The 13,326-nt window shown below is 48.6% G+C and carries 12 protein-coding genes; 10 read left to right on the forward strand and 2 right to left on the reverse strand.

Annotated features, from left to right (window positions below):
• The first annotated feature begins 240 nt into the window (after nucleotides 1-240).
• Nucleotides 241-2,478 (forward strand): hypothetical protein, encoded by a 2,238-nt coding sequence (locus ACQ5DJ_RS26340; RefSeq protein ID WP_429845019.1) that lies wholly within the window; start codon nucleotides 241-243, stop codon nucleotides 2,476-2,478.
• A gap of 7 nt (nucleotides 2,479-2,485) precedes the next feature.
• Here ACQ5DJ_RS26340 and ACQ5DJ_RS26345 read toward each other — a convergent pair whose 3' ends face one another.
• A complete protein-coding gene (locus ACQ5DJ_RS26345) occupies nucleotides 2,486-4,420 on the reverse strand; it encodes an ABC-F family ATP-binding cassette domain-containing protein (RefSeq protein WP_429845020.1) in 1,935 nt (644 codons plus the stop codon).
• A gap of 107 nt (nucleotides 4,421-4,527) precedes the next feature.
• On the opposite strand from ACQ5DJ_RS26345, the gene ACQ5DJ_RS26350 reads away from it, so the two are divergent.
• The 6 genes from ACQ5DJ_RS26350 to ACQ5DJ_RS26375 all read left to right on the forward strand — a co-directional run bounded on the left by ACQ5DJ_RS26350 (nucleotide 4,528) and on the right by ACQ5DJ_RS26375 (nucleotide 8,496).
• The gene (locus ACQ5DJ_RS26350; RefSeq protein ID WP_429845021.1) at nucleotides 4,528-5,106 is read left to right on the forward strand and encodes a 5-formyltetrahydrofolate cyclo-ligase; all 579 of its coding nucleotides are present in this window, start codon (nucleotides 4,528-4,530) and stop codon (nucleotides 5,104-5,106) included.
• A 131-nt stretch (nucleotides 5,107-5,237) separates the two neighbouring features.
• Nucleotides 5,238-5,753 carry a MogA/MoaB family molybdenum cofactor biosynthesis protein gene (locus ACQ5DJ_RS26355; protein WP_007721035.1) on the forward strand — a complete coding sequence of 172 codons (516 nt, stop codon included), beginning with the start codon at nucleotides 5,238-5,240 and terminating at the stop codon, nucleotides 5,751-5,753.
• Complete coding sequence (locus ACQ5DJ_RS26360; protein WP_429845022.1) at nucleotides 5,747-6,748, forward strand: molybdopterin-binding protein; 1,002 nt, start codon at nucleotides 5,747-5,749, stop codon at nucleotides 6,746-6,748. The genes ACQ5DJ_RS26355 and ACQ5DJ_RS26360 overlap by 7 nt, the downstream gene beginning before the upstream one ends.
• A gap of 61 nt (nucleotides 6,749-6,809) precedes the next feature.
• A complete protein-coding gene (gene tatA, locus ACQ5DJ_RS26365; protein WP_429845023.1) occupies nucleotides 6,810-7,175 on the forward strand; it encodes a twin-arginine translocase TatA/TatE family subunit in 366 nt (121 codons plus the stop codon).
• Nucleotides 7,176-7,196: 21 nt separating this feature from the next.
• The gene (gene tatC / locus ACQ5DJ_RS26370; protein ID WP_429845024.1) at nucleotides 7,197-7,973 is read left to right on the forward strand and encodes a twin-arginine translocase subunit TatC; all 777 of its coding nucleotides are present in this window, start codon (nucleotides 7,197-7,199) and stop codon (nucleotides 7,971-7,973) included.
• Between the two features lie 103 nt (nucleotides 7,974-8,076).
• Nucleotides 8,077-8,496, forward strand: a complete 420-nt coding sequence (locus ACQ5DJ_RS26375; protein ID WP_429845025.1) for a hypothetical protein — start codon at nucleotides 8,077-8,079, stop codon at nucleotides 8,494-8,496.
• A gap of 67 nt (nucleotides 8,497-8,563) precedes the next feature.
• On the opposite strand, the gene ACQ5DJ_RS26380 is transcribed toward ACQ5DJ_RS26375, so the two are convergent.
• Nucleotides 8,564-9,883: a CAP domain-containing protein gene (locus tag ACQ5DJ_RS26380; RefSeq protein WP_429845026.1), complete on the reverse strand. Its 1,320-nt coding sequence runs from the start codon at nucleotides 9,881-9,883 to the stop codon at nucleotides 8,564-8,566.
• Nucleotides 9,884-10,148: 265 nt separating this feature from the next.
• On the opposite strand from ACQ5DJ_RS26380, the gene groES reads away from it, so the two are divergent.
• From groES to ACQ5DJ_RS26395, 3 genes are all read left to right on the forward strand, one after another.
• Nucleotides 10,149-10,433, forward strand: a complete 285-nt coding sequence (gene groES / locus ACQ5DJ_RS26385) for a co-chaperone GroES (protein ID WP_007721023.1) — start codon at nucleotides 10,149-10,151, stop codon at nucleotides 10,431-10,433.
• A gap of 55 nt (nucleotides 10,434-10,488) precedes the next feature.
• Nucleotides 10,489-12,120, forward strand: coding sequence for a chaperonin GroEL (groL, locus tag ACQ5DJ_RS26390; protein ID WP_429845027.1), 1,632 nt, complete (start codon nucleotides 10,489-10,491; stop codon nucleotides 12,118-12,120).
• A gap of 177 nt (nucleotides 12,121-12,297) precedes the next feature.
• A complete protein-coding gene (locus ACQ5DJ_RS26395) occupies nucleotides 12,298-13,080 on the forward strand; it encodes an HAD family hydrolase (RefSeq protein WP_429845028.1) in 783 nt (260 codons plus the stop codon).
• Nucleotides 13,081-13,326: the final 246 nt, after the last annotated feature.

Genomic DNA, 13,326 nt, shown 5'->3' on the forward strand with positions numbered 1-13,326 from the left:
CGCATTCCATTCTACGTTTCGGACTACGCCCCACAAGGGGGATTCACGTTTTCCCCTCCAGAACGTATTACACCCCTTGATTTATCCACATCATAGGATAACTTTCTGGATTGTTCACATATACTCCTGTGAATACTGGTGATAACACGAGAAAATGACCGGGAAAACCGCATGCACTCTGTGGATTGTTCTGTGGAAAATGTGGATAAAAAAGTCGAGTTATCAACAGGAGGGAGACTCGTGAGAAAGAAACTCGCGCTGATTTGCTTGTTATTCCTGATATTGTTTCTAGCTACAAATATAGGAAAACCATTGATAGCAAAGGAAAAACCACGAGTCATCATGCTGTTTGTGGAGGGAATGTCGTTTCATGATCTGGAGCAGCTAAAAAAGTTATCTACTGTGGATAAATGGTTGGATGCTGCAGGAGCTGGGGCTCTGTCCATAAGAACACCCGGATCGCGCACAGCCGCAAACGGCTACCTGCTCATGGGGAGCGGTGGTCAAGCGCTTTACTCTGAAAAGAGCGGGACAGGCTATCATCCGTATGAAGTGCTCTCGTCCAGGGAAACAGCCGGTGAACGGGCGCAAGAGCTGGGCAGTGATCAGACGCAGGAGATGGCGCGCTCCTCGATTATTTTTCCGGGTATTTTTCGGCTCTTGGCAGATAATCGGGAGAAACCTTACTCTGCGCAAATCGGGCTCCTTGGGACCGTACTTGCTGCAAACAACATTCAGGTCTCTTTATATGGAAACGGTGACTATGAGGATACCCGACAGAGACATGCTGTTTTGTTTGCGATGGATCAGCAAGGAAGGGTTCCGACAGGGGACATTTCTACAAAAAGCATGGAGCTCCTTCGTGGCTATCCGTACGGGATCAAGACAAACTACGCTTACCTGCTTGAGAAAATTCACAGCGAGAGTCAATCGGGATTGATCATTGCTCAACTCTCAGATTTATCTCGGTTATACCAGCTGAGTGCGGATATGGACCCAGGTCAGTTTACCCTGCAGTATCAGCGCGTTTTGCGCGACTTGTCCCTTTTCCTTGACCAGCTCCTTGTGGAACGTAAACCACACCAACGCATTGTATTGGCATCGCCAGCCGTCAATCATGTGGCGACAAAAGAAAAGGCTCTCTTACCTCCAGTGTTCATTTGGGGAGAGAAAGCGAGTGGAGTTTTGACATCAGCTACCACGAGGCAGTCGGGATTAGTCAGTGGACTGGATATGGTACCAACTGTACTGACTTGGCTGGACGTCCACATACCAAAAGGCTTGGCTGGTCATGTCATACGTATCGAAAAAGGGAATGGTCTCACTGCCCTTCAGAATCAGGTAGGCGAAATTCATCATACGTATGCGACACGGCCAGCAGTGCTCTATACCTACGTCATGCTGCAGATTGTCATTGTAGGGTGTGCAGTCGTTCTTTGGTGGTTTGGGCGGAAGAGAGAAGGGGCGGGACTTTTGCGGCTTCGTAGAGGAATACGTCTGGCGTTGCTGGCTTTATTATGGTTTCCCGCATTGCTTTTGGCAGAGAGCCTGCTCGACTGGCAAGTTTCTGGAGCGGTAGTCTTGGGCGTGCTCATCATGACTGCTCTGATCGCGGCCTTTTGGCAGGAAGCCCATGCTCTCCCGCGAATCGTGATGACGGTTAGCGGAGTGACGACAGCCATTCTGCTCGTGGATGGATGGACTGGCGCTCATTTGATGCGGCAATCGTACCTCGGGTATGATCCGGTAATCGGAGCGAGGTTTTACGGGCTAGGAAATGAATACGAAGGGGTCCTGATCGGCAGCACGATCATGCTTGTGGCTTCGCTGTACGAAAGAATGCGTGGGGGACAAAAGGGTCTGAGTCGGGAAAATAAATGGTTACCTGCTGTTTCCGCAGCCATATACAGTGTCGTGCTTTATTACATGGTAGCACCGAACTTGGGAACGGATGCAGGCGGATTTCTTGCGGGGCTGATCGGATTTACCGTGGCATTGTCACGTCTTGAGGGTTGGCGAATCGGCAAAAAAGGCCTCCTGCTGTCGGCAGGCGGCCTGGTTATGGGTGTATGCAGTTTGATGGCGATCAGTCTCATGTCAGATCAGCCCTTGACCCATGTCGGACGGCTTTCTCAGCAGATTGTACATGGTGAATGGTCTGAGGTAGGGCAGATGATTGAACGCAAGTTGGCGATGAATCTCCGCTTGATTCGCATTTCCATTTGGAGCAAAGCATTTGTCGTCTCCTTGATTGCTCTAGGCGTTCTCACCTTGAAAAACGACCGTTTTTTGCACCATCTGGCGAAGGACACGCCTTACTTGGTCAAAGGCTTTGCTGGTGTCATTGTCGGCGCACTGGCTGGGCTAATCCTCAATGACTCAGGCATCGTCACTGCAGCTACCTGTATTACCTTTCTGGTGGTTCCTGCTCTCTATGCCGCCTTGGAGGAGCCTGCGCAGGAGCGCTGTTCTACGTGAAGAGGGGCTACTCTTCTGATAGCGCGCTCCACTCGTCATATAACTGCTCCAGTTCTTCTTTGGCAGCATGGATTTGATCGTTGTGTTCTTTTGCCTGCACATGATCGCTATAAATTTCCGGGAGACAGAGTTCTTCTTCCCATTTGACAATGTCAGCTTCTCGTTTTTGGATCGTGACCTCAATCTCTTCCAAGCGGCGCTGACGTTGACGTTCGCGACGTTTCGCTTCCTTATCTAGCTCATAAGAGGATTTCTCAGGCTGTGCCGCCACGGTACCGCCTTGTTTTTTTGCGGGCTGCGCTGCTTGTTCGGCTGCGAGCTCTTCCAGTTCCTGCTTTTTCTCCACGAAGTAATCATAGTTACCCAAATAGCTGGTCACGCCATCACCTGTCAGCTCTAGGACGCGGGTGGCAATCTTGTTTAAGAAGTAACGGTCATGGGAGACGAACAGGATCGTACCCGGATAATCGTAGAGGGCGTTCTCAAGCACTTCTTTGCTGAAAATATCCAAGTGGTTCGTTGGCTCGTCGAAGATCAGGAAGTTTGCTTGCTTCAGCATGAGCTTTGCCAGAGAGACGCGTGCACGCTCTCCTCCAGACAGGTCGCTGATCTTCTTTTGTACATCATCACCGCTAAACAAGAAGTTGCCAAGCAAGGTGCGGACGTCCTTTTCCAGCATGTTCGGGTACTCATCCCAAATCTCGCCGAGCACTGTATTTCGTTCGTTCAGGTTACGATGCTCCTGGTCGTAGTATCCGATTGTTACATTGCTTCCGAAATGAATATCGCCGCGCAGCTTAGGCAACTGTTCCACAATCGTTTTTAACAGAGTCGATTTCCCGATACCATTGGGACCGACCAAGGCCACACGTTCCTCGCGCTCGATTTCAAACGTAAGGCCCTGAGAAAGGACAGCATCCGGGTAGCCAATCGCGACGTTGTTTGCTTTCATCACAATGGTGCCGCTCATTTTTGCCACATCAAAGGAGAAGTGGACAGATTTGTTGTTCATAATCGGCTTGTCCAAGCGGTCAATCTTTTCCAACGTCTTTCGTCGGCTCTGCGCTCGTTTAGTCGTCGTAGCCCGCGCAATGTTTCGCGCGATGAAATCCTCCAGCTTGGCGATCTCTTCCTGCTGCTTATCGAATCGCTTCAAATCCTGTTCGAGTCGAGCCGCCTTTTCATCGAGGAAGCGGCTGTAGTTACCGACATAACGGGTAGCGCGTGTCCGTTCGATTTCATAGACAACGGTCACGAGCTTGTCCAGGAAGTAACGGTCATGGGAAACTACGAGAATGGCGCCCTGATAGTTTTGCAAATACGTCTCCAGCCAGGTCAGCGTCTCGATGTCCAGGTAGTTCGTCGGCTCATCGAGTAGGAGTATGGTGGGAGATTGGAGCAGCAGCTTGGCTAATGCCAGACGAGTCTTTTGTCCGCCGCTCAATGTGCGGATCTGCGTCGTGTAATCGAAGTCCGCAAAGCGCAGGCCGTGCAAAACCCCACGAATCGCACCTTCGTAGCTGTAGCCGCCCTTTTCCTTAAAGGCTTCCGAGCGGTGAGAGTAATTTTCCAACAGTTGCTGGTAACGCTTCTCATCAGCGAGAATAGCCGGATCGCCCATTTTGGCCTCGAGCTCTCGAAGCTCCAGCTCTTCTTTTTGTAGATGGGAAAATACGGAGAGCAACTCATCCCAAATGGATCGTTCTGATTCAAGGCCACTGTTTTGTGCCAAATACCCAAGTGTAACATCCTTTGGAATACGGATGATTCCTTTGTCGTAGCTTAGCTCGCCGGCAAGGATCTTCATCAGCGTCGATTTGCCTGCACCGTTTACGCCAACCAGACCAACCCGTTCCCCGGTTTGAATTTGCAGGGAGATGTCTTGTAGAATGGTTTCGATACCATACGTTTTTTCTATATGTTCAGCTTGTAGCAAAATCATCGGATTCACCTCTTTATATACTAATGCCAGTGTAGCCTAGAGAGAGCGCATGGGACAAGCCTCGTGGGAATGTCCCAAGTACGTGACGAAAGAGGGAAGAGGTTGTCATGGACCCAAAAACGAATAAAAAACAGCTGCGAAGCCATATTTTGGAGAGCCGCAAGTCCATGTCTGCAAAGGAACGCGAGCAGCTTTCCAGAGAAGTATGCAATCATTTGCTTTCTCATGAAAGGCTGGCTGATGCCAAAGCAATCATGGCTTTCCATCCTTTTGGCGATGAATTGGATATTCTGTCCTTTCTACATGAGGCAAAAAAGCGAGGCCAAGACATATGGCTACCGCTCACCAATGTTGCCGAGAGACGTCTCATTCCCTATCGGTATACGGGACCGCACATGCTAAAGCAAGGAGTCTACGGGATTTGGGAGCCAGACCCTGCCCTGGCAGAGGAAGCGGACGTATCACACTTGGATGCGATCATTGTTCCCGGTGTTGCTTTTGACAGCAAGGGCGGGCGAATGGGGTATGGCGGTGGTTATTATGACCGCTTTCTGGCAACGCTGAAAAAGCTCCCGTTCTTAGTTGGAGTCGGTTTCTTTATACAGGTTGTGGAGCATGTACCCTTAGAGTCTCATGATGTTTTGCTAGATGCAGTTGTCACCGAAAAAGGTCTTCTGCATTTTTGAATGTTTTGTGTCAGTAGCTTTGTCATGCCTTCTACTGTAGCGAATGGTGCTATCCGCCAAGGAAAAACGACGAGACGTTTTTGACAGAAAAGTGTACAATACTATCGAATGAGAAACCGGAGGAATGTATCGTGAGCAAATGGAAGGTAGGCGTTATTTCTGCAAGTGATTCGATTGCCAGAGGAGATCGTGTGGACGATCGTATGCCAATCGTTCGTCATCTGACAAGGGAATGGCTTCACGTAGATGTCGCTGTATACCGTGCCGTTAGTGATGATATGGAAGATTTGCAAGAACATATGATTGAGCTCGTAGACCGCGAAAAATGCGATCTGTTGATTGTTACGGGGGGCACAGGACTTAGCCCGCGTGACGTTACACCAGAAGTGACCGCGTGGGTTATTGACAGACCAGTTCCAGGCTTGGCCGAAGAAATGCGCCGTGCTGGTTTGAAGCAATCCCGACGGGCGATGTTGACCCGTGCAGTTGCGGGAACCAGGGGTAATTCGCTGATTATCAACCTTCCTGGTAATCCGAAAGGCGTAGAAATCTGTTTCAATGCGATTGGCGATATGCTGTCCGATGCTTTGCACATTTTGCAAGGAACGGGAGAAGCAAACGAAGATTGGGGAGGATTGCATTGGTAGAAAAACCTCAGATGCGGGAAGTGCCAGTGCGTGAAGCGATCGGCATGATGCTTCCTCACGATATGACGCAAATTTTGCCTGGAGAATTCAAAGGACGCTTGTTCAAAAAAGGACATGTTGTCACCGAGGCGGATATTGAGCCGCTGTTGTCCATTGGCAAAGAGCATATTTACGTACTAGAGATGCCAGAAGGCTACATCCATGAGGAAGAAGCGGGCATTCGTATTGCGAAGGCTGTTTCCGGACAAGGCTTGACCTTGACACCTCCTTATGAAGGCAAGGTGTCGATGAAGGCCGCGAGAACAGGTTTAGCCAAAATCAACGAGGAAGCTGTCCATGCGTTGAACAAGCTCGAAGGAATTGCGTTCTCCACGATTTACGGCGATCAGGTTGTACATCCGGGACATACCTTGGCGGCTACGAGAATCATCCCGTTAATTATGGAAGAGTCTCGAATCATTGAGCTGGAGCAACTGGCCAAACAGTTTGACGAACCGATTGTCCAAGTAAAAACGTTTCAGGATAAAAGAGTGGGACTTGTTACGACAGGGGGAGAAGTTTTCTCTGGCAGGATTGCAGACAAGTTCGGTCCTGTCATTCGAAACAAGGTAGAAGCTCTCGGCTCTACTCTCGTTGACCAGCGGTTTGCGCCGGATGACAAGGAAGCGATCGAACAACAGATTCATTCGTTCCTCGATGAAGGGGTCGATCTGATCTTGGTCACGGGGGGCATGTCTGTCGATCCAGATGATCGCACGCCGGGAGCGATTGCGGGAGTAGGAGCGGAAGTAGTACGCTACGGTACGCCGATGCTGCCGGGCTCCATGCTGATGGTTGCTTACAAAGGCGAAGTACCAATTCTCGGATTGCCGGGAGCGGTCATGCATGAGACGTTTACTTCCTTTGATGTATTTTTGCCGCGCATTTTGGCTGGGGAGCGAATTGTGGCATCCGATATGACAAGACTCGGATATGGTGGTTTACGAAAGTGCTAGCTGGTTAGACTGGCAAATAACGAAAAGCAAACGACTTCACAAGAAAAAGGAGTGAACACGTATGAGCTCAATCGGGATTCCTGGATTAATCTTAATTTTAGTTTTAGCCTTGGTGCTTTTCGGTCCGAAAAAGCTTCCAGAATTGGGGCGTGCGGTAGGTCATACTTTGAAAGAATTCAAAAATGCTACGCGTAGCCTGACAAGCGACGATGAAGACGACGATGAGGAGAAAAAGCGCAAGGAGCTGGCCTCCAAAGAAGCGTCTGCCAAAACAACGCCTGCTGTCGATGAGAAGGAAGCAACGGAGCGGGAGCGAATTGAACGCGAAGTTCGTGAAAAAATGGAACGCGAGCGCTTGGAAAAAGAGATCCGCGAAAAGCTGGAGCTAGAGCGCCTGCAAATGGAAAAAGAGCAGAAGAACGCGTAACAGGTAAGGTTGGTGGTTACCGTGAAGGATCAGGAAATGACAGTGGTAGAACACCTGACGGAACTGCGCAAGCGCATCATATGGGTGCTGGCCGTGTTTATTGTCGCATTGATCGTCGGTTTTTTCCTCGCCGGTCCACTCGTGGATTATTTAAAGCAAGAACCGATTGCGGATGGCGTGCCCATTGTCTCGTTGCATCCGTCAGACGCACTTCGTGTTTACATGCAGGTTGCCTTCATAGTGGGCGCTGTCATCACACTGCCTGTAGCACTTTATCACGTTTGGCGTTTTGTTTCGCCAGGGATGGAAGTACAGGAGAAGCGCGGGACGCTTTACTTCATCCCGGCGGCTTGTTTTCTGTTTATCGTTGGTATCCTGTTTGGCTACTACGTCGTTTTCCCGATGGTCATGCAGTTTATGACCAGTATTACAGCGTCGATGGGCGCAGACCCGAACTACGGAATCGCGCAATACTTTGGCTTCATGTTTAATATGGTCATTCCGTTCGGGATACTGTTCCAGTTGCCGATAATCGTCATGTTCCTGACGAGACTGCGCATCCTCAATCCAATGAGGCTGGCAAAAGCACGACGCTACGCTTACTTTGCACTGGCTGTCGTCGGGATTACCTTGACGCCTCCTGAGATTGTCAGCGATATTCTCGTGATCATCCCTTTGCTGCTTTTGTACGAGCTGAGCATTTGGCTATCCCGTATTGTTTATCGCAAGCAATTGAAAGAACAAGAAGCGTGGGAACAAGAATACGGCAGTCTGGAAACAAACGAACCCGTTCAATAATGAGCATGAGAAAAGTCTTCTGTCCCGAGTGGCAGAGGACTTTTTTGTATTTCAGCAGAAATTTGGAAATACTACGGACGTTATGATCCGGGAGGTGCTGAATATGTGGCTGATCGTATGTTTGGCGTTACTCTTTTCAGGGAGTACTGCTAATGCCGCTGGGCTGGGGGAGCCCATCGAACTGTTTGATACGGACAAGCAGCGCGTTGTGGCTAACTTTGAAAATACAGATGGCTTTCAGGAGGAAGCTCAGCAGATTTTGCAGAGTGTGAGCGGGCGGGTCTTGGAGTTTAATCCATCATTGGATTCCGCTATGATCGTGAAAATTCCGCTAGTCCCCCCAAAGCCGATAAAGCTAAAGTCAGCTAATCTCGATGCGATGATTGCAGAGATGTTTGTCATCATGCCCAAAAAAGGGGAGCGTCGTCCGTGGCTGATTCTGCACACGAAAGAATATGAGACGGTCGTTGTGGAGTTTACCGAAAAAGTTGACCATCTGAGGGAGCATGTGAAATTGCCATAAAGTGGCGCTGCTTCTTGCATAAATAAGCCCGGTCGTCCATAAAAAGCGACGAAACCGGGTTTTTCGATTATTTTCTGGGAGTGAGGAAGGTTTGAGTGAAGTAGTCTGTAAATACGCCCACTCCTAACTGGGTGAAGCCTTTTTCGAGTACGTTTTTGCGATGGCCTGGACTGTTCATCCAGCCTTCATGGGCTTCGATGGCATCCGTGTAGCCGGCTGCAATATTCTCACCAGCCATGCTGTAAGCGAGAGAGGCATTTTTCATGCGGTCAAATGGATTACTCCCGGTAGTCGCAGAGATGTGATCGAAGAAATTGTTGCCCTCCATGTCCATGCTGTGTTTTCGTGCCACATCGGCAGCTTTTTCGTTCCATTGGAGGGGCGGAAGCTTGTATCGATAGCGGGAGACATTGACCAGATCGAGGATTTGCCGCTCAGATGCAGCATTGACCTGTTCTCGATCACCAACACGAAGCGGCGGGGGATCAAAATTGGGTGCCTGACCTTGATAGGTCCATTTCGTTTCGTAAAAACTGCCGCGCAATAACATTTGTGTTTCCATCATACGTACGGCGGTGACCTTGTTGCCATTCTGCTTGTCCAAGTAAAAAAGGTAGGGGGTGCCGTCTTTCATGACGAGAGGCCGTTGCTGCTTTTGATTGGTAATCTGGATTTGTGCCCCCTGAAAAGAGAAAGAAACAATGTTTTGTACATTCAACTGACGCTCGAGTGATTGCTGGCTGGTGCCGACTCCGATGTTTCCGAGCTTTGCTGTCGGAGCGAGCGAGTACACATCGACGACTTTGTTATTTGCGATGCCGACTTGCATGTATCGGGCAGGCTCGCGATTGTACACCCACCATTGATAGCCGAGAATGCTTGGCTCTTTGCGGGCAGGCTCACCTAATAGCTTGTGTACTTCCTCAGAAGACATGCCGAGAGCTATGTCAAAAATCGTGTTAGGCTTCTCCTCTCGAATGGGTGCTGCAGGTGGTTTGGTTGATACAGGCTTTTGGGGAAGCGGCAGAGAGGCAGGAACTGCATCGGGTGTAGGCTGTTTTTCAGGCTGTCCGCTAGAGAATACAGGAGCTTGACCGACCCAGGCAGTTTGGGAAGTTTCATCCCAACCGATAGGCTTATTCAAGTGGCGACTGATCATGGGCAGCGGTACATATAGTGTTCCTTCGTATTCGAAGGAAGTAGGTATTTCCTTGCCTTCCTCCGTGTAGTACCCGGGCTTTTCGCTTGCGACGATTTCACGGCCATCCCAATAGATGGAGGCTGGGTTAAGATTGACCCGTATAAAGGAAGTAGTATCCGAAGTGAAGAGATGGCTGATTCCCAAGACTCCCAGGGCAATTAAGCCAATCCAGAGCCATTTGTGCATGGAACAATTCCCTCCTTGGCGAGCTTGCCTGATTCTATGTTTCATTTATATGAGCGTGTCCGAATACTAGAACCTTTTTGCTAGAGAATGCAATTTAATAGGAGGAAGAGTAGTCAAGCAGTTCCAGATGGAAAAAAGTGAGGGAAACTACTTGCAAAGTACATAGTGATTCATTATTATAGGAATTGGGTGTTAGCACTCATAACAGTCGAGTGCTAACAACAGAAATATTGTTTACCTACATTTTTTGAGGAGGGTGTTTTTAGTGCTTAAGCCATTGGGTGACCGTGTGGTAATCGAAGCTATCTCCAAAGACGAAACGACTGCAAGCGGTATCGTTTTGCCTGATTCTGCAAAGGAAAAACCGCAAGAAGGCCGCGTAATCGCAGTAGGTTCTGGCCGTGTTGCTGACAACGGCGAGCGCATCGCTTTGGAAGTAAAAGAAGGCGATAAAGTAATCTTCTCCAAATACGCTGGTACTGAAGTAAAGGTAGACAACAAAGAATACCTCGTGCTGCGCGAATCCGATATCCTCGCGATCATCGGTTAAGGCTCTTAACATAGGAAGTCGAACGAATAAACACATAACAGGAGGTTGAGTTTAGATGGCTAAACAAGTCAAATTCTCTGAAGACGCTCGCCGTTCCATGCTCCGCGGTGTTGAAACTTTGGCAAATGCGGTTAAAGTAACCCTCGGTCCAAAAGGCCGCAACGTGGTTCTTGAGAAAAAATTCGGTTCTCCGTTGATCACTAACGACGGTGTTACCATTGCGAAAGAAATCGAGCTGGAAGACGCTTACGAAAACATGGGTGCGCAACTGGTTAAAGAAGTTGCTACCAAAACCAACGACATCGCTGGTGACGGTACAACAACTGCAACTGTACTTGCTGCAGCTATGATCCGTGAAGGTCTGAAAAACGTAACTGCTGGCGCTAACCCAATGGTTATCCGTCGTGGTATGGAAAAAGCAGTTCGTGCAGCTGTAGAAGAAATCAAATCCATCGCGAAGCCGGTTGAGAACAAATCCTCTATCGCGCAAGTAGCTGCTATTTCCGCTGACGATCCAGAAGTAGGTAACTTGATCGCAGAAGCAATGGAAAAAGTGGGCAAAGATGGTGTAATCACTGTTGAAGAATCCAAAGGATTCGTAACAGAGCTGGAAGTAGTAGAAGGTATGCAATTTGACCGTGGCTACGCTTCCCCTTACATGATCACTGACACTGACAAGATGGAAGCGGTTCTGAACAACCCTTACATCCTGATCACTGACAAAAAAATCTCCAACATCCAGGAAGTTCTGCCTGTACTTGAGCAAGTTGTACAAAGCGGCAAACCACTCCTGATTATCGCTGAAGATGTTGAAGGCGAAGCGCTCGCTACTCTCGTAGTGAACAAACTGCGTGGTACCTTCACAGCTGTAGCGGTTAAAGCACCTGGCTTCGGCGATCGCCGCAAAGCTATGCTGCAAGACATCGCTGCTCTGACTGGTGGCGAAGTGATCACAGAAGAGCTGGGTCTGGACCTGAAATCCACTAAGCTGGAGCAATTGGGCCGCGCAAGCAAAATCGTGGTTACAAAAGAAAACACAACTGTTGTTGAAGGTGCTGGCGACAAAGCTTCCATTGAGGGCCGCGTAACTCAAATCCGTCAACAAATCGAAGACACCACTTCCGATTTCGATCGCGAAAAACTGCAAGAGCGTTTGGCTAAACTGGCTGGCGGTGTAGCAGTAATCAAAGTTGGTGCAGCTACAGAAACAGAATTGAAAGAGAAGAAGCTCCGCATCGAGGACGCACTGAACTCTACTCGCGCTGCAGTAGAAGAGGGTATCGTTCCTGGTGGTGGTACTACTCTCATCAACGCAATCAAAGCTGTTGAAGGCGTTAAAGTAGATGGCGAAGAAGCAGTTGGTGTACAAATCGTACTCCGCTCCCTCGAAGAGCCAGTTCGTCAAATCGCAGCGAACGCAGGACTCGAAGGTTCTGTAATCGTAGAGCGTCTGAAAAAAGAAGCAGTGGGCATCGGTTTCAACGCAGCTACTGAAGAGTATGTAAACATGCTCGAAGCTGGTATCGTTGACGCGGCGAAAGTTACTCGCTCCGCACTGTCCAACGCTGCATCTGTAGCGGCTATGTTCCTGACTACAGAAGCAGTAATTGCTGACAAACCAGAAGAAAACAAAGCTCCTATGGGCATGCCAGATATGGGTGGCATGGGCGGTATGGGCATGATGTAAGAAAGCGGCTCGCCGTTTTCTTCAAAGAGAGGCAGACAAATCGTCTGTCTCTTTTTTTATGTGCTGGTGATCCCGAGGATAGCTCATTTGATCGGAGTGTGGGATGACTTCTTTTAGCACCATTCCGTTAAGCGTGCTTACACTATTCATCGAAGGATTTACGTTGGGGGCGATAAAATGAGCAAACGCTGGATTAGCTTTGATCTGGATGGAACCTTGATGCAAAACCCATTTGGAGCGTGGGTATTTCCGGAGATTGCGCGTGTAATCTCCAGACAGTTAGGAAGAGAGTACGACATTGTTTCAGAAATGGTAACCGAGCATGAGCGGCGCATGTCCCAAGAACGCTACGTAGAAGCGTATGATTGGGATGATATCCTTGTTAGTAGATGCAATGCATTGTGTATAGAAAAAAAGATTGATATTGAATCGTTGGTTCGGAAACACTCTGTAATGCCCAAGGTTAATTTGCTCGAGGATGGAATTCTCCAGATGCTCGAGGAGACAAAGAAGCAGGGTTTTTCCCTTGCAGTGGTTACGAATGGCTTTTACAAGTTTCAGGCACCAGTAATGGAGGCATTAGGCTTACTGGATTACTTTGATGAGATCATTACGCCAGAACGAGCTGGTACTGGCAAGCCTGACCCAGTTGTTTTGCAAAAATTGCTGGGAGAAGTAATTGCTCATGTAGGAGATCGTTTGGATCATGACATTCAACTTGCTAACCGCAGTCATGTAACTTCTATATTAATAGAGCGAAAATTGCCAGAGGAATTGTTGAGGCTCCAACCACAGATACGTGCAAAGGATCACAGAATGCGTTTGTTTTGTTTGGAGAAGTGGAGGAGGGAGTGCAAGAATCCATTATTGTCAGAGATTCCAGAGCTTTTTATGCCGCGAATGGTTATTGGTTCTATGGGAGAATTGTTGTCTGTTCTGGATAAACAGGGGATGGGATAAAATTCTAGGTAATAATGCTTGCGTTTTTGCTCCCGGCTTGGTATGATAACTCTTGTCGCTTTTGAAGGGAATTTTAGAGAGAATGAAAAAAACTTCAAACTCCTAAAAATAACCCTTGATTTTCAAAAGAAGATCTGATATAGTTTAAAAGGTCGGCGCCACAAGCGTTAACGACGAAAGAAAAGAATGACATGCTCTTTGAAAACTGAACAGCGAAAGCGTTAATGAGTCTATCATTAAATGATT

The sequence above is a fragment of the Brevibacillus sp. FIR094 genome (genome assembly GCF_050477165.1).
Lineage (GTDB): Bacteria > Bacillota > Bacilli > Brevibacillales > Brevibacillaceae > Brevibacillus.